General features: G+C 46.7%; 21 protein-coding genes. 9 read left to right on the forward strand and 12 right to left on the reverse strand.

The genetic code is table 11. The features are described 5' to 3' along the window. Positions 1 to 535: 535 nt before the first annotated feature. The 3 genes from QUB56_RS27460 (at position 536) to QUB56_RS27470 (ending at position 9,338) form a co-directional block, all read left to right on the forward strand. The gene (locus QUB56_RS27460) at positions 536 to 7,210 is read left to right on the forward strand and encodes a translocation/assembly module TamB domain-containing protein (RefSeq protein WP_332959449.1); all 6,675 of its coding nucleotides are present in this window, start codon (positions 536 to 538) and stop codon (positions 7,208 to 7,210) included. A 633-nt stretch (positions 7,211 to 7,843) separates the two neighbouring features. Then, complete coding sequence (locus QUB56_RS27465; RefSeq protein WP_332959450.1) at positions 7,844 to 8,209, forward strand: hypothetical protein; 366 nt, start codon at positions 7,844 to 7,846, stop codon at positions 8,207 to 8,209. Positions 8,210 to 8,351: 142 nt separating this feature from the next. Then, positions 8,352 to 9,338 (forward strand): Rpn family recombination-promoting nuclease/putative transposase, encoded by a 987-nt coding sequence (locus tag QUB56_RS27470; RefSeq protein ID WP_332959451.1) that lies wholly within the window; start codon positions 8,352 to 8,354, stop codon positions 9,336 to 9,338. A 419-nt stretch (positions 9,339 to 9,757) separates the two neighbouring features. On the opposite strand, the gene QUB56_RS27475 is transcribed toward QUB56_RS27470, so the two are convergent. The 10 genes from QUB56_RS27475 to QUB56_RS27520 form a co-directional block, all read right to left on the reverse strand. Next, positions 9,758 to 10,261: a DUF2243 domain-containing protein gene (locus tag QUB56_RS27475; RefSeq protein ID WP_332959452.1), complete on the reverse strand. Its 504-nt coding sequence runs from the start codon at positions 10,259 to 10,261 to the stop codon at positions 9,758 to 9,760. 251 nt (positions 10,262 to 10,512) lie between these two features. Beyond that, entirely contained in the window at positions 10,513 to 10,788 is a 276-nt protein-coding gene (locus tag QUB56_RS27480) for a type II toxin-antitoxin system PemK/MazF family toxin (RefSeq protein WP_332959454.1), read from the reverse strand. After that, a complete protein-coding gene (locus tag QUB56_RS27485; protein ID WP_332959456.1) occupies positions 10,782 to 11,030 on the reverse strand; it encodes a hypothetical protein in 249 nt (82 codons plus the stop codon). The genes QUB56_RS27480 and QUB56_RS27485 overlap by 7 nt, the downstream gene beginning before the upstream one ends. A gap of 136 nt (positions 11,031 to 11,166) precedes the next feature. Continuing rightward, positions 11,167 to 11,376 (reverse strand): hypothetical protein, encoded by a 210-nt coding sequence (locus QUB56_RS27490; protein ID WP_332959457.1) that lies wholly within the window; start codon positions 11,374 to 11,376, stop codon positions 11,167 to 11,169. Beyond that, positions 11,363 to 11,677: a type II toxin-antitoxin system HicB family antitoxin gene (locus QUB56_RS27495; RefSeq protein ID WP_332959458.1), complete on the reverse strand. Its 315-nt coding sequence runs from the start codon at positions 11,675 to 11,677 to the stop codon at positions 11,363 to 11,365. The genes QUB56_RS27490 and QUB56_RS27495 overlap by 14 nt, the downstream gene beginning before the upstream one ends. Positions 11,678 to 11,681: 4 nt before the next feature. Further along, a complete protein-coding gene (locus QUB56_RS27500; protein ID WP_332959459.1) occupies positions 11,682 to 11,846 on the reverse strand; it encodes a hypothetical protein in 165 nt (54 codons plus the stop codon). Then, entirely contained in the window at positions 11,846 to 12,091 is a 246-nt protein-coding gene (locus tag QUB56_RS27505; RefSeq protein ID WP_332959460.1) for a hypothetical protein, read from the reverse strand. The genes QUB56_RS27500 and QUB56_RS27505 overlap by 1 nt, the downstream gene beginning before the upstream one ends. Positions 12,092 to 12,097: 6 nt before the next feature. Continuing rightward, positions 12,098 to 12,256 (reverse strand): hypothetical protein, encoded by a 159-nt coding sequence (locus QUB56_RS27510; RefSeq protein ID WP_332959461.1) that lies wholly within the window; start codon positions 12,254 to 12,256, stop codon positions 12,098 to 12,100. Between the two features lie 64 nt (positions 12,257 to 12,320). After that, a complete protein-coding gene (locus tag QUB56_RS27515) occupies positions 12,321 to 13,775 on the reverse strand; it encodes a GUN4 domain-containing protein (protein WP_332959462.1) in 1,455 nt (484 codons plus the stop codon). A gap of 1 nt (position 13,776) precedes the next feature. Beyond that, complete coding sequence (locus QUB56_RS27520; protein WP_332959463.1) at positions 13,777 to 14,193, reverse strand: Pepco domain-containing protein; 417 nt, start codon at positions 14,191 to 14,193, stop codon at positions 13,777 to 13,779. A gap of 287 nt (positions 14,194 to 14,480) precedes the next feature. Between QUB56_RS27520 and ispG the strand changes: the two genes are divergently transcribed. Continuing rightward, positions 14,481 to 15,701 carry a (E)-4-hydroxy-3-methylbut-2-enyl-diphosphate synthase gene (gene ispG, locus QUB56_RS27525; protein WP_332959465.1) on the forward strand — a complete coding sequence of 407 codons (1,221 nt, stop codon included), beginning with the start codon at positions 14,481 to 14,483 and terminating at the stop codon, positions 15,699 to 15,701. A 290-nt stretch (positions 15,702 to 15,991) separates the two neighbouring features. Next, the gene (gene ctpC / locus QUB56_RS27530; protein WP_332959466.1) at positions 15,992 to 17,347 is read left to right on the forward strand and encodes a carboxyl-terminal processing protease CtpC; all 1,356 of its coding nucleotides are present in this window, start codon (positions 15,992 to 15,994) and stop codon (positions 17,345 to 17,347) included. Positions 17,348 to 17,763: 416 nt separating this feature from the next. On the opposite strand, the gene QUB56_RS27535 is transcribed toward ctpC, so the two are convergent. After that, on the reverse strand, positions 17,764 to 17,970 hold the full coding sequence (locus QUB56_RS27535) for a DDE transposase family protein (RefSeq protein WP_332959467.1): 207 nt from the start codon (positions 17,968 to 17,970) through the stop codon (positions 17,764 to 17,766). Between the two features lie 304 nt (positions 17,971 to 18,274). On the opposite strand from QUB56_RS27535, the gene QUB56_RS27540 reads away from it, so the two are divergent. Beyond that, entirely contained in the window at positions 18,275 to 20,827 is a 2,553-nt protein-coding gene (locus QUB56_RS27540) for a heavy metal translocating P-type ATPase (RefSeq protein ID WP_332959468.1), read from the forward strand. Positions 20,828 to 21,026: 199 nt separating this feature from the next. Here the strand turns inward: QUB56_RS27540 and QUB56_RS27545 are convergent, their stop codons facing one another. After that, a complete protein-coding gene (locus tag QUB56_RS27545; protein ID WP_332959469.1) occupies positions 21,027 to 21,374 on the reverse strand; it encodes a hypothetical protein in 348 nt (115 codons plus the stop codon). A 105-nt stretch (positions 21,375 to 21,479) separates the two neighbouring features. Here QUB56_RS27545 and tmk point away from each other — a divergent pair, with 105 nt between their 5' ends. The 3 genes from tmk (at position 21,480) to msrA (ending at position 23,832) form a co-directional block, all read left to right on the forward strand. Beyond that, positions 21,480 to 22,148, forward strand: a complete 669-nt coding sequence (gene tmk, locus QUB56_RS27550) for a dTMP kinase (protein ID WP_332959470.1) — start codon at positions 21,480 to 21,482, stop codon at positions 22,146 to 22,148. 208 nt (positions 22,149 to 22,356) lie between these two features. Next, complete coding sequence (locus QUB56_RS27555) at positions 22,357 to 23,319, forward strand: DNA polymerase III subunit delta' (protein ID WP_332959471.1); 963 nt, start codon at positions 22,357 to 22,359, stop codon at positions 23,317 to 23,319. A gap of 27 nt (positions 23,320 to 23,346) precedes the next feature. After that, positions 23,347 to 23,832, forward strand: a complete 486-nt coding sequence (msrA, locus tag QUB56_RS27560) for a peptide-methionine (S)-S-oxide reductase MsrA (RefSeq protein ID WP_445243406.1) — start codon at positions 23,347 to 23,349, stop codon at positions 23,830 to 23,832. The last annotated feature ends 225 nt before the right edge of the window (positions 23,833 to 24,057 follow it).

The raw sequence follows: 24,057 nt of genomic DNA on the forward strand, positions 1-24,057 counted from the left end.
AGATTTTTGATGGGAGATTGACCCCCGATCCTGCACTGGCGCGATCGAACGATTTTAGATTTTAGATTTGAGATTTTTGATTGACGAGCGATCGGGCCCCGGCGCGAGGGAAATGATTTGGGGGATGTGGGCGACTGGGTTTTTGATTTTTGATTTTTAGTTGACCCCCGATCCTTTACTGGGGGGGGAATCTAGAGGATTTTTGATTTTTGATTTTTGATTTTTGATTGACCACCGATCCTGCACTGGCGTCCGCGAAATGATTTGGGGGAGTTGGAGGACTTGGTTTTAGGTGGTGTTGCGTGTTTTGATTAAGTTCGGTAAAGCTTTCGGGAGTCTACCCTAGAGTGGGGGCATGAATCAGCCTTCGTTCAATACTCTAGGAGGACTTCGCTAACGCGCCATCGGCACTTGCGAGCTCAATCCTGAGTCTACCAAAGGCAGAAGGCACGGTTACGAATCACAGAACTTATACCTGTCTAAAACCCTCTGATTTCCTCAATTCCTGAATTCTCACAATCTCTGAGAAACACCCATGACTAACTCGCACGATGACACAAATCAACTCGCACCCCGCCCCCACCGCCGCTGGTGGCGTCTGGTGCTGCTTAGCGGTACGGGATTGGGCATTATCGCCTTGGTTGGGGCGGCGGTAGCACTGGCGTGGGTGCGCGAAAAATTAGCTCCTTTGGTGGAAACTCAAGTCAGTCAGTTGCTCGATCGGCCTGTGCAAGTCGGACGTTTGGAGAGATTTTCTCTGACAAGTTTGCGGTTTGGCCCATCGACTTTGCCTGCAACTCCTACCGATCCGGATTACGCTTCTACAGAAGCAGTGGAAGTGCAGTTTTCTGTTGGGCAACTCCTGTTCAACCGCACTCTCAAACTAGATATTACTTTTGTTAAAGCCAGCGCTTATATTGAACAGGATGCTAAAGGCCGCTGGGTTAATCTCCCAACTGCGGAGCGGAAATCTCCTGGTTTATTTAAAACTGAAGTTGAAGCAATTCGAGCTGAAAATGTCGGCGCAGTTTTGGTACCGAGTCCCGCAGTCGGACAGAAAACTTCGGCTCCGATTTCTGTAAGTCTGAAAAATGGCAGTGCTCTATTTCGCGACCATAATCAGCGCGTTCTGTACGAACTCAACGGTCAGTTTACTAACAGCGATAATTTTATAGTTAAAGCTGATTCTCTGTTACCTGCGGCTCAAACTAACGTGCAGTTGCAAGGTCAAAATTTGCCTTTGCCAGAACTCGTCCGCTTGCTGAAAGTTTCGGGCATTGCTTTACAAAAAGGTCTAGCTAATGGCAATTTGACCGTGCAATTGCGAGACAATAAAGTATCGGGAATTGTGGGAACGGCTAGTTTTGGAGGAGTGCAAGCGAGTATTAGTCCGCTGAAACAAATCGTACAAAATAGCAGCGGTCAGTTGCGGTTTCAGGGAACTAATTTGATTGTCGATAGTCTAGCGGCTAATTACGGTCTAATTCCGCTGAAAATAGCAGGAACAGTTGCAACTGGAACTAATTTTAATCTCCAACAAGCTAGCTTAAATCTGACAACTAACGTGCCACCAGTCACTTTTGCAAGTGTTGTCAGTGCGGTGGAGACTGAGTTAGGGCAGAAAGTAGTATTGCCGGTTGCTGTGGCGGGGGAAGTGAAGGCGGATGCTAAGCTGACTGGAACAGTTGCTATGCCGGTGCTGACAGGTGCGATCGCCTCGACAAAACCCGCTACGGTCGATCGACTGCAATTAAACAATATTAGCACTAATTTCAAATTGGAACGCGGGAGAATGGCTCAAACCCCAACTCCAAATTCTCAATCTTCTATTCCCCCGTTTTCCTCTTTAGCTTTGACTTTGAGCGATATTTTGGTAGTGCCGGCGGCGGGGGGTAAAATTGGCGGCAAAGGTGAAGTTGATATTGCTTTGGGAAGTAAGAATTCGCGATCGGGTTTGGTATTTGACTTCCAAGTTGAAAACTTGCCCGCAGATGCTCTCGCCCAAATTTACGCTCTCCCAATTCCTGCTACTGTTACCATTGGCAGTGTTTCAGCAAAAGCTCAACTTTTCGGCCCGTTAGACAACATTCAAGCTAGAGTTCAATGGCAAGCACCGCAAGGGACTTTCCCCGCTGCGGGTTCCATTCGAGCCGGAGGCAATTCGGCGGATTTGCAAAATACGGTTGTGAAGATTGGCGACGCTTCTGTGAACGTGGAGGCTGCGATCAAAAACCGCCAGTGGCAAGCTTTGATTGCGGGCGATCGCGTAGCCCTCAACAGTTTGCAGCAAGTCCTGCCGGGGCTTAATTTGCCTCCTGAACTAGTCGGTTTGTTCAGCGGAACTGCCGAAGCTGCGGGAACTCTGGACGATTTGAGTTTAAAGGCGATCGCTGCGACGGGCAAAGGGACGCTGAATATTGCTGACAGTATTGTTGATGTTAATGGCGAACTCGAATCTGGTCGCTGGCAAGTTATTGGCAACACTAAAAAAGTTGCTGTCAATCAATTGATTGATATTGGGTTGCCGTTATTAACACGGGAAAATCCCGCCAATCTAGACAATCTAAAATCCAAAATCCAAAATCTAAAATCGTTAGATGGACAGCTAGCAGGTGAATTTCAAGCGGGGGGAAATGTTGACAATTTGACTGCGGTTGGAATCAACGTTAGTGGCAACGGTAGGCTCAACTTTGCCGACAGCAATGTCAATTTTAAAGGAGAATTGGTAGCGGGCAACTGGCAAGCAACAGCAGAAACCGATCGCACTTCCATCAACCGCTTGGTAGATTTAGGCTTGCCGATTTTAGATGTAGCTTCAGCCTTCAATCCCGAAAATCCGCAATCTGCCAATCTCAACAATCTCAAATCCAAAATCCAAAATCTAAAATCGATCGACGGACTGCTGTCGAGTCAATTTACAGCAGCGGGAAGTCTTGACAATTTGACTGCTAGCAGCATCAATGCCAGCGGCAGTGGCAGACTCAATCTTGCCGACAACAATGTTAATTTTAAAGGAGAATTGGCAGGGGGAAACTGGCAAGCAACAGCAGAAACCGATCGCACTTCGATCGGCCGCTTAGTAAATTTAGGATTGCCGCTGTTAGATGTGGGCTTAGCTTTCACTGCTGACAATCCCCAAACAGTTGCCAATATCAACAATCTAAAATCCCAAATCCAAAATCTAAAATCCTTAGACGGACAAATATCGAATCAGATTCAAGCCAGCGGCAGTCTTGATAATTCAACCGTCCCCGACATAGCCGTCAACAGCAGCGGCCAACTGAATATAGCCGACGGTACTGTTGCTTTTAAAGGTAAATTAGAAGACAGACGCTGGCAAGCTTTCGCCGATGCCGATCGAGTTATTCTCAGTCGCTTAGAACAAACAATCCGCAATACCCAACTGTTGACCCTGACGGCGACTTTGCCTGAAGGATTCGACGGCAGAGTTAACGGCCAATTCCAAGCAGCGGGCAGTTTGGACAACTTGACAGCCAAGGGAATTAGTGCTAGGGGAGAAGCGCGGATTTTGGCCGATCGACTAGGGGCGATCGATACTACTGCCAAATTAGAAAACGGCAATTGGCAAGCAATCCTTGCAACGAACGGAATTGCCATCAGTAATTTAGAACAAACCCTCAAACAAACAGGTTTGCTGACAGCGGATTTACCGCCAGAAATTGACGGAACCCTCGACGGCCAAGCCCGCATTTTGGGAACAGTAGACAATCTAACCGCCAACGGCATCACCGCCAACGGCGACGGACAAATTCGACTCGCCAACAGCGGAGGAATTGTCAATGCTAAAGCCCGCGCCGAATCGGGGAATTGGCGCGCGTCAATCGAGGGCGAGCAAATTGCTCTAAGTCGCTTCCAGCAAGCATTTGAGTCGCAGCAACAAAGCTTGCAAGCCCAAGGTTTAGTCTCTGATGCCCCAAATCTCCCCCAGCTTCGAGGACTGTTTAACGGCAATATCAATTTATCTGGCCCGATTGGGGCGGGCACGGGGGCACAGCCCCTACAAAATGTTCGCGCCGGCGGCAGTTTCCGCATCTCGGAATTGCCGTTTTTGAAACAACCTTTTGAAGCAGTATTTAATTGGGACGGCAAACGGGTGGAAATTGAGAACGCCACAACTCCCGGTTTGACAGCAAACGGCTTTGTTAACGTCGAACTCGCAGGTAAATCAGTGCCCTCAATTTCCAACTTAGATTTGGATGTCAGACTCGCCAACTTTAACCTGGAAGCCTTACCAGCAGAACAGTTAGCATTTTTGACACCCATGGGTGTCAAAAATGCTTCAGAGAAAAACCAGCCCCTGCGCGGCAATGTCGATTTTACCGGCCGCCTCAGCGGAACCCCCGCCGCCCTCAGCTTAGTTGGCGACGTGGAAGTGCGGGGTTTAGCAGTAAATCAAATCGCTTTTGATCCGGTACTGGCGGGGAGTGTGAATGCGGATGCTGGGAAAAGTGTAGATTTGCGTTTAGCCGGCGCCAGCGACAAAATCGAAGTAGCTTTAAATCAATCTTTTCTGCCGACATCTTTCTTAATTCAACGCGGGGAATCCGTGGCTAGCGGCCAAACCGAGGGAGAAACTTTGCGAGTTAATTTAAGCGATTTTCCCCTGGCTGCTTTGAATCTCGCACCGGGGAAAGAGGCCGGTTTGGGGCCGATAACTGGCACGGTTTCGGGACAAGTGAATGTGCCCGGTTGGAAGATGCCGTTAAATCCGGCGACTTTGCAAGCAAGCGGACAAATTGCGATCGCCCAACCGGCGATCGGCTACATTAAAGGTGACAGTTTCCAAGCCGAATTCAGCTACGCTAACGGCAGCGCCAGTCTCACAAACGGACTTTTCCGCCAAGGCAGCGGTCAATACTTAATTTCCGGCAATGTTAAAACAGGCGCCAACCCGCAATTTGAAGGGAAAGTTAACGTACAGCAAGGCAATTTGCAGCAGATTTTAACCGCTTTGCAATATTTCAACATAGGCGACTTGGCCAGAGGCCTAAAACCTCCCGTTTACGGTGACAGTGGCGACGTGCAAACTGTAGCAGTCGGAGAACCAGAAGCCCCGCTAATCGAACAGTTGCGCCGCTTGGCAGAAATAGAAACAATTTTGCAGCAGCAGCAGGCAGTAAAAGCCTCAGAAAAATTGCCTCCCTTATCTGAATTGCAAGGCACTTTTGGCGCAGAAATTGCTGTCGCCGGTTCCTTGCGAACAGGTGTGCAAGCTCAATTTAACGTCAAAGGCGATAACTGGCAGTGGGGAAAATATGTCGCCGAACAGTTCAGCCTTGAAGGCAGTTTTCAGGACGGGATTTTAACTGTTTTGCCTTTGGAAATTCGATCGGGAAAAAGTGCGATCGGCTTTTCGGGACAACTCGGGCAAAAAGCTCAATCCGGGCAGTTGCGGGTAGAAAATGTGCCGGTGCAAGAGTTAGCAAAAGTGGTGGAATTGCCTTTTGTGGATGTCACGGGAAATTTGAATTTGCGCGCGAATTTGGCCGGCAGTTTGGAAAACCCGCAAGCCACCGGGGAATTGAGTTTGCTTGAGGGCACGCTAAACGGAGAACCGATTAAACAAGCCGACGGCAGTTTCAGTTACAGCAATGCCCGCCTGAATTTTGGCGGCAGCGCTTTGGTAACTCAAACCGAACCGATTGAAGTGCAGGGAAGTTTGCCTTTTGAGTTGCCGTTTGCAGCGGTGAAAGCTGACAGCAATCAAATCGATTTGAGGGCGAATTTGCAAAATGAAGGTTTGGCAATTATTAATGTATTGACTCCGCAAATTGCGTGGGTCAGTGGCAAGGGACAGGTGCAAATTCGCGTGGGAGGAACGCTGCAACAGCCTGTAGCGCAAGGAATTGCAAATTTTGAAAATGCAACCGTTCGGGCGATCGCCTTCCCAGAACCGCTGACAGGGCTGACTGGGACGGTGCGCTTTGAGGGCGATCGGATTCGGGTAGAAGGAATTCGGGGAGAGTTGAGTCAGGGACAAGTTGTGGCTGCTGGCGTGATTCCGCTGTCTGTGCCTTTTGCGGAGGGCGATGTCGATGCGGCTAATCCTTTGGCTGTGAATTTAGACAAGTTGGCACTGAACCTCAGAGGATTGTACCGCGGCGGCGTAGTCGGTCAAGTGCAGGCAAGGGGCACGGCTTTCCGCCCGCAGTTGAGCGGTAATATTGAACTGTACAACGGTGAAGTATTTCTCCGGAGTCCCAGCGGCACCACAGAGTTAGCTTCTGCCTCTTCTGCTTCTGATACTCCTGCGACTGAGGTTTCTCCTTCTGCTTCCCCTACGAATGAGGTTTCTCCTTCTGCGGGGACTCCGACGACCCCTTCTCCTTCCCCTTCCTTTGAAGTTGGATTAAACGATTTGCGGCTGAATTTGGGCCGAGGAATTCGGGTAACGAGTGCGCCGATATTGAGTTTTCAGGCGACTGGGGGCTTGACGGTGAATGGAACTTTAGATGACCTTCGCCCGGAGGGTACGATTCGGTTGACTTCCGGGTCAGTGAATTTGTTTACGACGCAGTTTAAACTCGATCGAGGATATCCGCAGACTGCTACCTTTGTACCAGCACAAAGACTCGATCCGACGCTGGATGTGAGATTAGCAAGTTCGGTGCAGGAAGTAACGCGGTTCCGCACTCCCGGCACATCTGTAGCCTCTGAAATAACAGACGAACCGACAGCTTTGGGCAGCGTGCGGAGTGTGCGAGTTCAAGCGTTAGTGCGGGGAAGGGCTTCTCAGTTGGCGGAAAGTCTGGAGTTGAGGAGTTCTCCGAGTCGATCGGAAACAGAGATTGTAGCGCTGTTGGGCGGCAGTTTCGTGCAGACTTTGGGACAGGGAGACAGTACGCTGGCGATCGCAAATTTAGCAGGTGCGGGTTTATTGAACAACCTTCAATCTGCGATTAGTAACGCCACAGGATTGAGCGAAGTTCGCTTATTTCCTACTCGAATTAGAAGCAACGAAGCAAAAACTGCTAGTTCCAGTTCGGCTGCGGGTTCTCTGGGTTTAGGTTTAGAAGTTGGGTTTGACATCACGCGGAATATTTCAGCATCAATCATTCGAGTTTTGTCAGCAAATCAACCGACTGAATTTACAGTGCGCTATCGATTGAGCGATAAACTTTTACTCAGGAGTTCGAGTAATTTTCAAGGAGACAATCGCGTCACTGCTGAATATGAATTGAGGTTTTAGGCATCAGCAAACAGCCAACAGCCAATCGATTTTAGATTTTAGATTTTAGATTTTAGATTGAAGCATTGACCCTGCCCAAAAACGGATACCGTGCCACGTACTTCAGTCGTGGAAAGATAAAAATTTTAGAGCCTAGTTCAAGCTCCCAGATTTATCTGTGGGGTAAATCTAAAATCTAAAATCTAAAATCTAAAATCGACTGACCCCACGGATAAATACGTTAGGCAATTTTCATCGGATACAGGTTTTTTATTTCACCGGTCCTGAGTCTGCTTTCGGAATGAATCCGGGGGCTTGTATCCTAGATGCTTTCGGTCATTAATTGTCATTGCGAAAGCAGCGAAAGCGGAGTGAAGCGATCGCATATTTTGCCATGCCACCGTATATCCCTAGCGATATAATCCCAATTATGTAGGGAAACGGCAATGCCGTGTCCGGTGCGAGGCGAGGCGACTTTTAATAATTGACATAAAATTAAGGACTGTAGCAAGACTTTTTTAAATTGGTATAACCGAACATAATAATGGCAATACCCCATACCCCATATCCCATACCCAATTAATTTGCTATAATAGTAACAGCAGTAAATTGGTACTGCCAACCCCGCACACAAGGTTATAGGAGTTAAGTCAAATGGCAAACAAACTCCAAGTTAATACAAAGTCGATCGGCTACAGCGACTTTTACTGGAACCGCTTTAGTCCGAGAGTTGCGACTATCAGCAGCGTCCGCAACGCCAATCACTGGGACGGCGGATTTCTCACCTATATTGCATTTCCCACAAAAGTAGAAGCTACAGCAGCAATGAAATATTTGCTTTTGCATCAAAAAGCTGCTGATGTCGATATGCGGAAAGCCAAGCGAATGAAAGCAAAAGGCATTAGGTGGGAACTCAAAATTCGGGGTTTAGCTTTTAATGAAGTGCTGAAGCTTGCAACTATGGATATAACTGGAAAGCTAGTCATGTCCCCTAATGCTACTACTCAAGCCACAGGCTGATAAAAGCATTCAGATAATAGGTTGGGTTGAGACAACAAAACCCAACCCTTCCAATATTTGTCAATATCCATCTTCCCCTCTTTTCTCCTCCTCAGTGTCCTCAGCGCCCTCTGCGGTTAATAAAAAAAATCCTATAAAATATATGCGTTTCATCAGCCCCAAAACAGACTTTGCATTCAAAAGAATATTCGGATCTTCCGAACACCCTGAAATTTTAATCAGCTTCCTAAATGCAATGCTGTATAACGGAGAACCAACAATCCAAGAAATAGAAATCATTGACCCTTATTCAGCAGGAAGCGTTACAGGATTGAAAGACACTTACCTGGATGTCAAAGCCAAGATTACCGGGAACAAAACCGTGATTGTGGAAATGCAGGTACTCAACGTCGCCGCCTTTGAAAAACGGGTAGTCTACAATGCAGCCAAAACCTATTCTACTCAACTCAAAGCCGGAGAAGGTTATTTAAAGTTAAATCCGGTCATTGCTTTAACCATCACCGACTTTATCTTATTTGAAAACACCGAAAAACTAATCTCTAACTTTGAATTTACAGAAACCGAAGAGAAATTCGTCTATCCCAACTGCGAGTTAAAGTTAGTGTTTGTCGAGTTACCGAAATTCAAAAAAGAATTGAACGAACTCGAAACTCTGCCGGAAAAATGGATTTACTTTATGAAAAACGCGCCCTCTTTGGAAGCAGTACCAGATACATTGGGGTCTATTGAAGAGATTAATACCGCGCTGGAAATTGCCAATAGAGCAAATTTGACAGTTGAGGAATTGAATGATGTAGAAAAACGAGAGATGTTTATCCAAGACCAAATCGGGTCTGTGATGAAAGGGATAGAAATTGGTATACAACAGGGGATTGAACAGGGAATACAACAAGGAATCGAACAAGGAATCGAACAAGGAATCGAACAAGGAATCGAAAGGGGTAAAATTGAGGGAGAAATAGGATTAATTATGCGTCAGATAGTGCGACGGGTGGGTGATGTTACACAGGAAGTTCAAACTCGCATCCAGGGGTTATCTGGGGAACAGTTAGATGATTTGGGAGAGGCTTTGTTGGATTTTAGGAATCAAGAGGATTTGATTGCGTGGTTGGATGCGGCGGCGGGATGAACTGAGGAGTTAAACAGAGACTCAATCGATTTTAGATTTTAGATTTTAGATTTTAGATTGAAGCATTGACCCCAGGGATAAATTCGGGGGCTTGTTTATCAGATACACGTTTTTTACAGCAGATTCCACGTTAATGAAATACACCCGTCAAGCGATCGCAAGCTGTAGGGAAACGGCACTGCCGTGTCCTCTATCGAAAGCTATGTACCTCACTTACCTAAAAAATGCTGTATTTCTCCACGGATGAATCCGGGGGCTTGTATCCTGGATGCTTTCGGTCAATCGATTTTAGATTTTAGATTTTAGATTTTAGATTGAAGCATTGACCCCACGGATGAATCCGGGGGCTTGTATCCTGGATGCTTTCGCTGAGGTATTTTTAACGCAGATTTGGTAGAATTCCCAATCTATGCATTCATTTAAACTTTAGTATCTGGGGGGACTTCACTCTGTACCAGCATCCAACCTAAGAACGCTAAAATAAGACCGAAAGCGAGAAATCCTAAATCCCAAGCTAATTCGTTGATACCGGGTTTGACGTGGTGGATTCCCAAAATTTGATGGTCAACAATGCCCTCAACAAAGTCAAACAATCCAGCACCAATTAAAATTGAACCAAAAAAAGTTTGAGTTGACAAAGGAACATCCTTGCGCTTCACCGCACCCCACAAACAGAAGATTCCCGCCACTGTTACCAACCAATCCGCAGCGTGAAACAAACCATCTCCGAGGGTATTTAATTCTAAACCGGCAACGGTAGTATCGGTTTTAACGCTGCTAAACATATGGTGCCACTGGAGGAGTTGGTGCAGCACAATGCCGTCAAAAAAGCCGGATTGACCGATACCCAGGAGAATTCCTGCGATAATTAGAGGTCGGCGGTTGTTAGCTGCAGTGGTTGGTGCGTTTGTGCGATCGTCCAATGGAAAACCTCCGATGCTTTAAATGCTGAGCCTGGGTCTGTGAAGGGATTTGCCAGTACATTTTGTAGTTTTGCTGGGGAGGAAGGGCGATCGCATCATCCGCGAGAGAGATTTCTGGATACTCTTGATGCTTAATGCCAACTACAAATCTAGTTTATAATTTGATTAACTATTCATCAACAGTCATATTCTCAAACAAAATAGGTTGAATTCGCCTCAAAACTTCCTCAATTATATCCGATCGACATTCACTAAGAAAACTTGCCTGCCTTGCGCGATAATCTTGCATAACGGAGTTGATCCGTCATAATTACACCTGTTATCGCTTCACCTTCTGGAATGGGAACATAAAACGGATTTTTGCGTTGTGTGTTGCTAATGGGACAGACGAACACAAACCCCATTTTTCGGTTAAATTTAGTTTGACTCACAACCAGTGCAGGCCTAGTCCCCATTTGTTCGTGTCTTGCTTGACGGTCAAAATTGAGGCGAATAAAATGACCTCGTTCGGGGATATAGTTTACCAAACTTCCTCTCCTTCTGGTTTTCCCCAAGAGACTTCTTGGCTAGATTCTATTTCGCCTGCCAATAATTCATCTAGGGTATACTTTGATATTTTATTATTTACAGGCTCTATGACCAGTTTCCCATTTTCTATACTGCAAATTACTGAATCTTCGGCTTTAAGGTTGAGAAACTTTACTATGTAGTCTGGTATTGGCAAAGCCAAGGAATTACCTAATTTGCTGATGTGTATTTTAGCTGTCATACATTTGCGATGTTAAGACTCAGGTTGATTTATTGTAACACCATATTGGGCGGGGCAGGTTGATTGAGATTGCTGTTTATAAACATAGAGGTTGGTGAACCCGCCCTTACATAACCTTTGTCTGTGCAAACACTGCTTATACGGCTTTCGGCAATTCTATCGGCACGAAATACGCGACTGGATACAAATAATCTTCGCCTGATTCATCAATAACTCGGATAAATTGATGCTCCGCAGCGCAATTATCCGGTATTATTTGGTAGATTTTTCGCACTTCCAATGATGCTTGATAGTCTTGATTGTTAATGCAAACTACAAATCTGCTTTCTAAGTTAAACTTCAACATATTTGCATAAAGTCCTCGGTTCAGGAATAGACGAACCAGATTGACGCAACTCTTGTAAATGAAAAACTATTGCTGCTTTAATTTGCTGTTCGACTTCCTCAATAGTTGTACCTGTTGCTACGCATCCGGGTAAATCTGGAACATAAGCAGAATAATTGCTTTCTGATTTCTGGATAGCAATTGCATAACGTATAATTCTGCTTTGACTATCTGCTTTTGCGTTGGCAAACACAATAGACCCTTCTGGCGTCAATTCCCATCTGTCGCGAGGCGAATTTGTTTCTACATATCGTTTAACCAAGCCATTAGCAGCCAGTTTTTTTTAAGACAACCATCATGTCAGGTTCTCGCGGTACATCTCGACGGGAAAGTGCATTCGCGAGTTCGTACCAACTCCACTTTCCTTGACCTTTAGCTACTAATTCCAGCAGCACTAATTCAAGCTGGGTTAATTGAGTTAGGTTTTTCATCAAAATTCCTCTAAGCTCGGAGGAAATAAAACGCCGAATCCTTTTTTTAATTTATAATCTTCAAGAGTAGCTGTGTGAGCATTGTTTCCAAGTTGATAAGCCTGATCCGGGTCAGCGGGTTGTTCCGTTGGGTAGCCAAGCTTTTTATACCTGAGATACTCGCGTAACTCGTGAGTATAAAATCGTAAATCAACAGGCTCAGCTACAAGGGTTTGGGTGTTGATACGTCTTAACCTTTCAACCATTCTTAGCTAAGCTTCACCAACAGGATTAAATCTGCGAACATGAGGTTCAACTAAGCCAACGCCTTTATTAGTAATTTTAACATTTTGATAAGATAAGTTGAGAATCTTTCCGCCAGCTTTCGAGGGATTGAAAGGTCTGGCACTTGTTACACCTTTTTCTATCATTTTATTCGAGTGGCTTTAATCTATCCGTAGTTAACAAAGTTCTGAAACCTTTAGATGTTACACTCTACAAGTCTCGACGCGAGAGAAGAGTAACCAAACCCCCCACCCACTCCACCCGCCACCTTCCCGCCATTGGGAGGTGTGCCACTGGTGCTTTGGTGTTAAATTTTAATTCGTTGTAGTGCAACCATTCGTTATTCACACGCCAACCTACCCGATCGCCAAAAGCTTCCCAAATTTTATTATCATAATCTTTTGTTCCCCCCAGACTTTCATAGATGCGTTTCTGCACCGAAAAGCCGAAACGTCCGTTACTGTATTTTACCCAAAGTTGGTCAATAGTTCGTAAGTCTTCACAGGGGAATCGCTCAATATCTTCAATTCTGAGCCACCTCTCCTCTGTTCTCCCCGCTGCTGCCAGCATTTTTGTAGCCGTTTCCTCATCTGCCTTTTTCCATTCTCCAGTTGCCAGTAAATCGCGCAACTTAGTGTAGTCTACTCCGCGTTCTGACTTGACGGGAACATTCGGCTCAATAGGAGTAGAATTAGAAGGTGCAGGTTGAGGGGATTTTTCGGTTTTAGCACGATTTTCCGAACTCGGTTGATATGGTATAGATCCTTGTTGTTTCTGTGAAATAGCAATTCTTCCTATTGCCTCCACAGCCTCCATATCGGCCGGAGATGCAGCTAACACCCGAATCCACAATTGTTTTGCCAATTCTAGATTCTTGTTGACTTCAACTCTGTAAGCATCAGTCTTAAGCTTATCGACATCAGCTAAAGTGGCGTATTTCGGCAAAAGAATTAGGTGAGATTTTTCAATAGGTTCAGCAATAGTCAGAGGTGTTTGCTTGGGTTTCCCACATTGGCGATTGAGTTCGGGTACTCGATGAATTAAATATTGATTCAATCGTTCAACAGTCGCACATTTACCTTGACTACCCAATCCTTCTAGTAACGCACAAGTAAAAACACCTTGCTGTAAATCTTCAATTTCATAAGATATCTGATTTGGACTACAGGAAGCAATGCTGATGACTCCCATTTGCTGCGCTTGTTCGGCGGTTTGACGGCCAATTCCCTCAACTGACTTTCCCTCATCGCGGCAAGCATCCAAAATCAAAATAATATTATCAGCCCCACAGCGTCGCAAGCGTTGGATAATATAACTAACTGAAATATTACTATTTGCAATATCTTCGGGAAAACCGTCAGTCGGCATCAAATAATCGCACCCATTTTGACGAACTCCATGACCGCTGAAGAAAAACCAAAAGTTATCTCCCGCACTCATAAAAGGCTGTTCAAACCTAACGTGTAACAACCGCATCACGTTCGATCTAGTAGGCAGCAACTGTTTTTCCGATGAGTCTTCCGAGAAATGGTAAACTTTCTCAAACCCCGCCTCATTGCAGAGAAAATCCCGCATTAATTCTGCATCCCGCTTAGCATATTTCAGCGGACGTTGCAGGTGTTCGTATTCATTAATACCTATGACAACAGCCCAATTTTTCGCCATTTCACTTTGATTGTTCCCGTTTAAACTTGAGCTTTATCGCTCCTTTTCCTCCCGCTGCGACCCCGTTACCGAGGATGCTAATTTGTCCCTGACCGTTAATTTCCACCGATAGCTCAATTTCGTCTAACTCCATCTTAGACTTGCGATCGCGCTTCTCTTCACTGCGGATTAGGAGTCGATCGACAACTGCCAGCAAATGAGCCATTTCTTGCTCTAATGTCTCTACACTGACATTATGAATTCTAAATTGACCTGCGGCATCGGGAACTTTTGGCGGTTTAGAAGACTTTGGCAGTGGTTCCATATCCAAGAAAGGTGCTCCCCCCATTCCCAGATTTTTGGTACCATCAGCAGTAACAACTTGAGGCGACTCGTCCGGAATATCGCTGGTCACAATCCTAATCGTTTCATCTGGCATAACTGCTGAAAACTCCAAAGTATTTATATAATTTTGTCAGATTCTAACTTAGATTCTAACGAGAAATTGCAGCCAAAATCTTCATTAACCTATCTTCGCGTTCCCGGTGATGCCTGCGTAACACGACGAACCCAACCGACATCATGTGAGTGGGAGGTAGGCGAGCATTTTTATCCCAAATCCTAAATCGCAAAACCTCATTGTCCAAACAGACCCTTTCTATGGCAACCTGAAAAATAGGAAACAGAATTTTATAGAGCTTGGTAACAGAACACTAGCAATCACTTATGCAAACTCTACCAAATCCAACTAAAAGCGCATCTAGCCAACCAATCTTCGACACCACCATCAAACGCCGCAAAACCCGACCCGTCAAAGTCGGTAGCGTCACGATCGGCGGCGGCAACCCCGTCGTCGTACAATCGATGATCAACGAAGACACCCTCGACATCGACGGTTCAGTCGCCGGAATTCGGCGCTTGCACGAGATAGGCTGCGAAATCGTCCGCGTCACCGTGCCCAGCATGGCCCACGCCAAAGCCTTAGCCGAAATCAAGCAAAAACTGCACGCCACCTACCAACCCGTGCCCCTCGTCGCCGATGTCCACCACAACGGCATGAAAATAGCCCTCGAAGTCGCCAAACACGTAGACAAAGTGAGAATCAATCCCGGACTCTACGTGTTCGAGAAGCCGAAAGCCGACAGAAGCGAATACACCGACAGCGAATTCGCCGAAATTGGCGAAAAAATCCGCGAAACCCTGGAACCTCTGGTGGTTTCCCTGCGCGACCAAGACAAAGCTTTGCGAATCGGCGTCAATCACGGTTCCCTCGCCGAACGGATGCTGTTTACCTACGGCGACACCCCCGAAGGCATGGTAGAATCCGCCCTGGAATTCATCAAAATTTGCGAATCCCTCGACTTCCGCAACATCGTAATTTCCCTCAAAGCCTCCCGCGCGCCCGTGATGGTGGCTGCTTACCGCTTGATGGTGCACCGGATGGACGAACTCGGCATGGATTACCCGCTGCATCTCGGCGTCACGGAAGCAGGAGACGGCGAATACGGCCGCATCAAATCCACCGCAGGCCTGGCACCCTTGTTAGCTGACGGCATCGGCGACACCATCCGCGTCTCCCTGACAGAGGCCCCTGAAAAGGAGATTCCGGTTTGCTACAGCATTCTGCAAGCCTTGGGACTGCGGAAAACGATGGTTGAGTATGTCGCTTGTCCTTCCTGCGGTCGCACTTTGTTTAATTTAGAGGAAGTGTTACACCAAGTGAGAGAGGCGACCAAGCATCTCACCGGTTTGGATATAGCAGTAATGGGCTGTATTGTCAATGGGCCCGGAGAAATGGCTGATGCTGACTACGGCTACGTCGGGAAGCAACCGGGTTATATCTCGCTGTACCGGGGCCGGGAAGAAATTAAGAAAGTCCCCGAAGACCGAGGAGTAGCAGAATTGATAGACTTGATTAAATCGGACGATCGCTGGGTCGATCCTTAGCCGATTCTTTCTCTGTTGTTAGAGTTGGACAGTCCGACAGTCCAACAGGGGTTGAAACCCCTGTCTCATAGCTGAAGTCGGTTTAAACCGACTGAAGAGCACCCTTGTCAGAAGCTGCAGGGCCTGTTCCACAAAGAGTGAGAGTTCTATTCAGGGTGGGCACCCTGAGGGGCCCCTGAATAGAACTCGGCAAAGTGGAATAATATATGTACGCCAAACGCGAGCGGGCCTTGCCTGTGTTAGATTGAGCGTAATTATTCTGAACTCTTTTCCTCCGGCGCGTCAGACAAATGGTTATAACAAAACGAGGGCTTGTTCTAAGTGCAGCAGCGGTGGTACTCACTGCTGTAACTCTTGCGAACACTGGTTGCAGTTCTAAATCTCTGGCTTCTTTTCGGGGAAGCCCTAAAGAGTTGGTTGATGAAGTTTGGCAAATTATTGACAAAAGTTATGTAGATGGCACTTTTAACCAGGTTGACTGGAAAGCGGTGCGGAATGATTATTTGAATCGGACCTATACCAGCGACGAGGAAGCTTACAAAGCAATTCGGGAAATGCTGAAAAAGCTGGACGATCCTTATACGCGGTTTATGGACCCTGAAGAGTTCAAGAATATGCAGGTTGAAACTTCTGGGGAACTGACAGGAGTAGGGATTCAGTTGACTCAAGATGAAGAAACGAAGAAGTTGACAGTGATTTCGCCGATCGAAGATACCCCGGCTTTTACTGCTGGTATCCTAGCAAAAGATATCATTACTAAGATAGACGGCAAAAGCACAGAAGGCATGGATACGAATCAAGCGGTAAGTTTGATTCGCGGGCAGGCGAATACAGAGGTGACGCTGACGATTTTGCGGGGAAGCAAGGAATTAGACTTTAAGCTCAAACGCGCTAAAATAGAAATTCATCCAGTGCGGAAGTCAGTGCAGAAAACCCCGATCGGAGAAGTCGGCTATATTCGCTTAAATCAGTTCAGTGCGAATGCTGCATCGGAAATGCGATCGGCAATTAAGGATTTAGAAGAGAAAAAAGTGACGGGCTATATTTTAGACTTGCGTTCCAATCCCGGCGGGTTGCTGTACGGAAGTATTGAAATTGCTCGGATGTGGCTCAAAGAAGGTACGATCGTCTCCACAGTCGATCGAGTCGGTGAGGCCGATAAACAAACAGCAAATAAAGCAGAGCTCACAGACAAACCGTTAGTTGTACTCGTAGACGGCGGTTCAGCAAGTGCTAGCGAGATTCTATCCGGTGCTTTGCAAGACAACAAACGCGCGGTTTTGGTAGGAACAAAGACCTTTGGTAAAGGTTTAGTTCAGTCAGTACGCGGCGTCGGAAATGGTTCCGGTTTAGCAGTGACAATTGCCAAGTATTTTACTCCCAACGGCACTGATATCAACCACGCCGGGATTGAACCGGATTATAAGGTAGAACTCACCGACGAGCAAAAACAGGAATTGAGGCGCGATCGCGATAAAATTGCTACCACAGCCGATCCGCAGTACGCAAAAGCTATGGAAGTTTTGACACAGCAAGTTACTGGTAAAACAGGGAACAATAAGGCGTCGTCGAAACCGAATGCAGCGCCACCCAAACCGAATGCGGCGCAAGCAAAACCGAGTGCAGCACCTTCTAAATCTAAGTAGAAAAGCTGTGTAGGGTTTCAGTAAAAAAAAGCATTCGGGGGAAGATTTACGGCTAAAAGCCAAGATTTTAAACTCGAATGCTTCGCTATTTTTTGCAATCCGTCCTTGCGAGTCATCTCCAATCCGGTAGCACCGAAATTGCTCTAATTAATCTGCGTTAATCTGTGTTAATCTGCCCTCATCTGCGGTTAAAAAAAGAGAATGTAAACCGCAGATGACAATGGATGGACGCAGATTCACGCAGATGATGAGAAGAGAGATATCAAGAATTCCGAAATCGCTCTAATTGATCTGCGTTAATCTGTGTTAATCTGCCCTCATCTGCGGTTAAAAAAAGAGAATGTAAACCGCAGATGACAATGGATGGACGCAGATTCACGCAGATGATGAGAAGAGAGTTATCAAGAATTCCTTGGTCATTGCGGCTGGCATTTGCCGGCGCGAATTAATCCGATGCGGCGGGCGATGGCATCTTCGGGCGAATCGTAAGGGCCCCACTTTTCAATAATACTGGGGTTTTGTTGTTCTAGTTGGGCGATCGTCTGCGAGGGCTCCGCCAACGGCAAAATTTCGCAATTACCTGCAGGACGTTTGACTATATAAAATTTTGGTGTGGCTGTCATAGATCGAGTCGTCAAATAAAAGCTGGATACTAACTAAGCAATTCGCTCATTATATCAAGTAGGGAAACGCCACGGCGACCTGTCCAAGCCGTGTCTTAGCATTAAACCCCCAGTCCGACAGTTGTTTTAACCCCTGCGGGACTGCGGATTTCACCGCATGGAATAAATAACAATTAAAAAAAAACTAACACTTTCGGAAGATGCCACAATATTTATCTATGATAAAAATATAGACATTTGTCTAAACAGTGCATTAAACGCTTTCAGAAGCACCGAAATGTTCTAATCAATACACAAAAAAACCATGCACTTTTTCGCCAAAACAATCCCCGAAATTCAACCAGAAATCATACCAGTTAAAGAATCATCGCCCGAACTTGTTACTTTGGATGTCGGCGGGATGAAATGTGCCGGCTGCGCGAAAGCTGTGGAACGCCAACTCATGCAGTATTCAGGCGTCATTTCAGCTTGCGTTAACTTGGCCGTAGAAGTCGCGACGGTTGAGTGTCAACCGGGGGCTGTGGATGCAGAGGCTTTAGCGAAAAAGTTGACTGATAATGGATTTCCCTCTCAGTCTCGTTTAGGTGAAAATCAGCGGGAAGCAGAAGCGGCAACCATTGAACGGCGGCGGCAAGAAATTAGACAGCAAATCAAGCAATTGACGATCGCCCTTATCCTCATTATTCTATCCGGTTTAGGTCACGTACTCGGCACAAAAGCCCCAATTCTCACCAATATTTGGTTTCACTGGGGACTCGCCACCCTAGCTTTGCTGCTTCCGGGCCGCCCGATTATTGTTGACGGGTGTCGCAGTTTGTGGCGAAATGCACCGAACATGAATACTTTGGTAGCTTTAGGCGCTGTCACAGCTTACACCGCTAGCAACGCGGCGCTGCTGTTTCCACGGATGGGATGGGAGTGTTTTTTTGACGAACCGGTGATGCTGCTGGGCTTTATTTTGTTGGGCAAAACTCTGGAACAGCAAGCCAGACGGCGCGCTGCATCAGCTTTGCAAGCTTTAATCGCATTGCAGCCGGCGAAAGCCCGCTTAGTTGATTTTAAACTCCCGAGTTTAGATTTGCGATCGGAAGAATTGCCTTTAATTTCGACATCAGAGGTCTACAGTCCACAATACATTGAAATTCCAGCCGATCGCGTCCGAGTCGGAGAATGGCTGCAAGTTTTGCCCGGGGAAAAAATACCGGTAGACGGTGAAGTCTGCGAAGGCAAAACAACGATAGATGAGTCGATGCTGACTGGCGAATCAATGCCGGTTTTGAAGCAACCAGGAGATACAGTGGCGGCGGGAACTATCAATAAATCCGGGGCAGTTGTGATGCGCGCAACTCGCACCGGTAAGGAAACAACTGTAGCTCAAATAGTGGCTTTGGTGCAGGCAGCCCAAACTCGCAAAGCGCCGATTCAAAATTTAGCTGATACTGTCGCGGGATATTTTGTGTATGGGGTAATGGCGATATCGGTTTTAACTTTCCTATTTTGGTATTTTGCCGGCACTCATATTTGGCCTTCTGTGCTTTTAGGGCAGGGGGCAATGAATATGGGACACGGGGCAATGGGCATGGGGCATGGGGCATTGGGCATGGGAAATCAATTATCAGTTACCGATTACCAATTACCAATTACCCATTATCAATCGCCTTTGCTTTTGAGTTTGAAATTGGCGATCGCAGTTTTAGTCATCGCTTGTCCTTGCGCTTTGGGACTGGCTACCCCAACTGCAATTTTAGTCGGTTCTGGCATCGGCGCGGAGCGCGGGCTTTTAATTCGCGGTGGTGATGTTTTAGAACGGGTGCATCAATTAGATACGGTGGTTTTTGACAAGACTGGCACTCTGACAACCGGAAATCTCACACTCACAGATTATTTGCCGATTTTCCAGAATTCGGAGTTGGATTTGAACTCAGATATTAATGTGGGAAACAGCCCTGATGTTTGTTCCACAATTGATGGAGTTTCTGCAAGTGCGGTTGACTCAAAACTGCTGCAAATTGCGGCGGCGGTGGAAAGGGGCGCTTCTCATCCCATCGCCGCAGCGATTTTGCTGGAAGCTCAACAGCAAGGTTTGCCGCTGCTAGCTGCTGAGGATTTCTGCACGGAACCGGGCTTCGGGGTTTCTGCTTTGGTGGAGGGCCGGCGGGTGTTCGCGGGGAATGCTCAGTGGATGAGCGAGCAGGGGGTCGCTGTGGCGACGCAATTGTCGGAGTCAATGGAAGGCAAAACGGCGGTTTACGTGGCTTCTGAGGGCGTTTTGCTGGGGGTAATCGGGCTAAAAGATACTCTGAGGCCGGATGCTAAGGCGGCCGTGGAACGTTTGCGGGGCATGGGATTGCGGGTGATGATGCTGACGGGGGATACGGCGTCGGCGGCGGCGGCGACGGCGCAGCAGCTAGATTTGACGGCGGCTGATGTTTTGGCCTCTTTGCGGCCGGAGGGGAAGGCTCGGGCGATCGCGACTTTGCAAGCCCAAGGCTGTAAAGTGGCTGTGGTGGGGGATGGCATCAATGACGCCCCGGCTTTGGCTCAAGCTGATGTCGGTATCGGTTTGCACTGCGGCACTGATGTAGCAGTTGAGACTGCTCAAATTGTGCTGATGCGAAATGCTTTGATGGATGTTGTTGAGTCGATAGAGCTGGGGCGCGCTACTTTCAACAAGATTCGCCAAAATTTATTTTGGGCTTTTGGTTACAATACTCTGGGAATTCCGGTTGCAGCGGGTATCTTGCTGCCTGCAACCGGAATTCTACTCAGTCCTGCGGCGGCCGCCGCATTTATGGCGTTTAGTTCTGTTAGCGTTGTTACAAATTCTTTGTTTTTGCGCCGGGGATTTCGAGGTTAAATTTATCCCTTGCAGATAAAAATCGGAGGTCATCAGCCATAAGCTAGGAACTAATGACTAATGACCTCACTCAAGGATGGATATAAGCCCCTGATACCATCCGTCGATAGCAAAAAAGTTTCGATGTTAGTTCGATGCCCCAGATTCATCTGTAGAGTCAATCTCAAATCTAAAATCTAAAATCGACTGACTGATATGGCTACAGTGCCATACTTTCCAAGAGTCGCCAATTATTGTTGTTCATAACCGAACGACTCACTAGCTCGAACATTTGACGGCAGTGGTTGTTGGTTTGCAGTGGCAGTTCCTCGTTTTTAATCACGAAGTTCATGCGAACCTCTGAGTCGCTAGCCGTGTTTTTCTCAATTAGGACCTCTGCGGTGACAAGTTTAGCAATCGAAACTTGACCGGGGAGCTCGCGAGCCATGAGGGAATCTCCTGTATTGTAGATAATATCAAGATTGCATGACTCTAAAATTTCAATCAGGGACTGACGGAGACGGTCGATCGGAACGGCAACGATAAAAAAACCAGTATAGCGAGCCATAGACAACTCCAGCCGTGAGGCATTTAGACTTTATTATCATACCGAACCTAGCAAAGATGCACAGAACAATATGGATTTATTTTATTCAGGTGGAAAGTTAGGGCCATGAAGGGCAAACTTATCGTGTTTGAGGGGGTTGAAGGTGCGGGTAAAACTACGCAAATGCAGGGGCTGATACATTGGCTGCAAGCAAGTTGCTTTCTGAGAGTCGGGTTGGTGGCTACTCGCGAACCGGGGGGTACTGAGTTGGGAAGGGGACTGCGACATTTGCTGCTGAAACAAGATGGGGGGGAATTAATCTGCGATCGAGCAGAATTACTCATGTACGCTGCCGATCGCGCTCAGCACGTCGAAACTTGTCTCAAACCCGAGTTATCGAAGGGAACGATTGTTTTATGCGATCGCTTTACTGACTCTACGATTGCTTATCAGGGCTACGGCCGCGGTCTTAACTTAAATTTAATTAAACAGTTGAATGAAATTGCCACCGGCGGCTTGGAAAGCGATCTGACTTTGTGGCTGGATATTAATGTGGAGGCGGGTTTGGCGAGAGTAAGGGCTCGGGGAGGGTGCGATCGGATCGAGCAAGCTGATTTGAAGTTTCACCACCTTGTGCAGCAAGGTTTTGCGGAGTTAGCCGAGCAAAATAAATCTCGAATTGTCCGGATAAATGCCGATCGGCCTGAATATGAGGTCGCTCAGGAAATTCAAGCTATTGTAACTCGCCGATTAGAAGCTTGGGGATATTTAAATAATACAAATTCTGAAAAATAGCGCTACATAATCTGTAGGGAAAGGGCAATACCCTGTCCGGCTCCGGCAACTTACAATTTAACATTTTTAACTCAAAGCAATTATTTTGAAGTCCGTTAAACCACAATAACTTTTTGGTATTATAGCAGCCGCTCCCGACGGTTAGAATGTTCGGAATAGCTGAAACCCGAGATTTTCTTCCTTCTTCCTTCTTCCTTCTTCCGCAAACATGGATTATTTTACCTCATTAATCGGACAAGAGCGAGCAGTAGAATTGCTAACTCAAGCAGTCGAGAGAAACCGAGTTGCTCCTGGTTATTTATTTGTCGGCTCTAACGGCATCGGCAAAAGTTTAGCGGCTCAGTGTTTCATAGAGCTTTTTTTTTCAGCCAATCTTCCCGAAAAAATCTCGATAACCTCCGTGCAAAATCGCGTGAGGCAGCGAAATCATCCAGACTTACTTTGGGTTGAACCAACTTACATGAACCAAGGTAAACGGCTTTCGACAAAGGAAGCAGAGGAAGCCGGTTTAAAGCGGAAAGCACCCCCACAAATTCGCTTAGAACAAGTTCGAGAAATCGGTGAATTTCTCAGCCGACCACCGCTAGAAGCTGCGCGTTCAGTCGTAGTTTTGGAACAGGCAGAAACAATGGGTGAGGGAGCCGCTAACGGCTTGTTAAAAACATTGGAAGAACCGGGTAAAGCAGCGCTAATTTTAATTGCTCCGACAGTAGAAGTTTTGCTGCCAACTTTGATTTCCCGTTGTCAAAAAATCCAGTTTTCTCGGCTGAATCCCGAAGCAATGGGGCAAGTCTTGCAGCAAGCGGGATTCGCGGAGATTTTAGATCATTCCGAGGTAATGGGGATGGCTCAGGGAAGTCCTGGGGAGGCAATTGCTATTTGGCAGCAACTGCAATCAATACCCGATGATTTGCTGCAAAAGGTGAAGCAGTTGCCTCAAAATCTGCGGTCTGCTTTGGAATTGGCCAAGGAAATTGATAAAACTTTAGATACTGAATCTCAGTTGTGGTTAATCGATTATTTACAGCACTGTTACTGGCAGCAATTTTTGGCAGGAGGAATTAGTCGATCGCCCTTAGAGCCCTTGGAAAAAGCGCGACAATATTTGCTAAACTACGTACAGCCACGATTAGTTTGGGAATGCACACTGATGGGGATATGTCAAGCATAACCTAGTGCCAAGTTTTCTGCCAATACCATGAGTAACACAATGGAAAAAGCCACATTTGCCGCCGGTTGTTTTTGGGGAGTTGAACACAAGTTTCGCGCCGTTGCGGGTGTCGTCTCGACTGCTGCGGGCTACACCGGAGGTCACTGGCCCAATCCCTGCTACCTCGACGTTTGCGCCAGAGTGACCGGTCACGCTGAAGCCGTGCTGGTAGAGTACGATCGATCGCAGGTGAGTTACGAAGCACTGCTAGATGTATTCTGGGACTGTCACGATCCTACCCAACTCAATCGCCAAGGCCGCGACAGAGGCGAACAGTACAGGTCTGTGATTTTTTATCACAATTCCGAACAAGAAAAAGCCGCTCGCCTCTCCAAACACAAATTGCAAATTTCCGGTAAATACGACAAAGATATTGCCACCGAAATCAAACCTGCTGGTAAATTTTATATGGCAGAGGATTACCACCAGCAATATATTGAGAAGAAGCGGCTTTCGTCAGAAGTTATTAGTTAACAAGTAGACAGACTCGACAAAAAATAAAATATCCTAGGGACCCCTAAGGCAATGATCTATACTAGCGGTCAGTTTATGATTAATGCAAAACCGGGCATCCCCCAGGTCATGTTTATTTCCACCTACTTAGGAATGAAAATTTAATAATTTTAGCGTCTGCTAAATAGTCGGAACTGCACGATAATTCCATTTGGGTAGATATTCATCAAAAATAATTTTCATTGT

The sequence above is a fragment of the Microcoleus sp. AR_TQ3_B6 genome (assembly GCF_036702785.1).
GTDB lineage: Bacteria > Cyanobacteriota > Cyanobacteriia > Cyanobacteriales > Microcoleaceae > Microcoleus.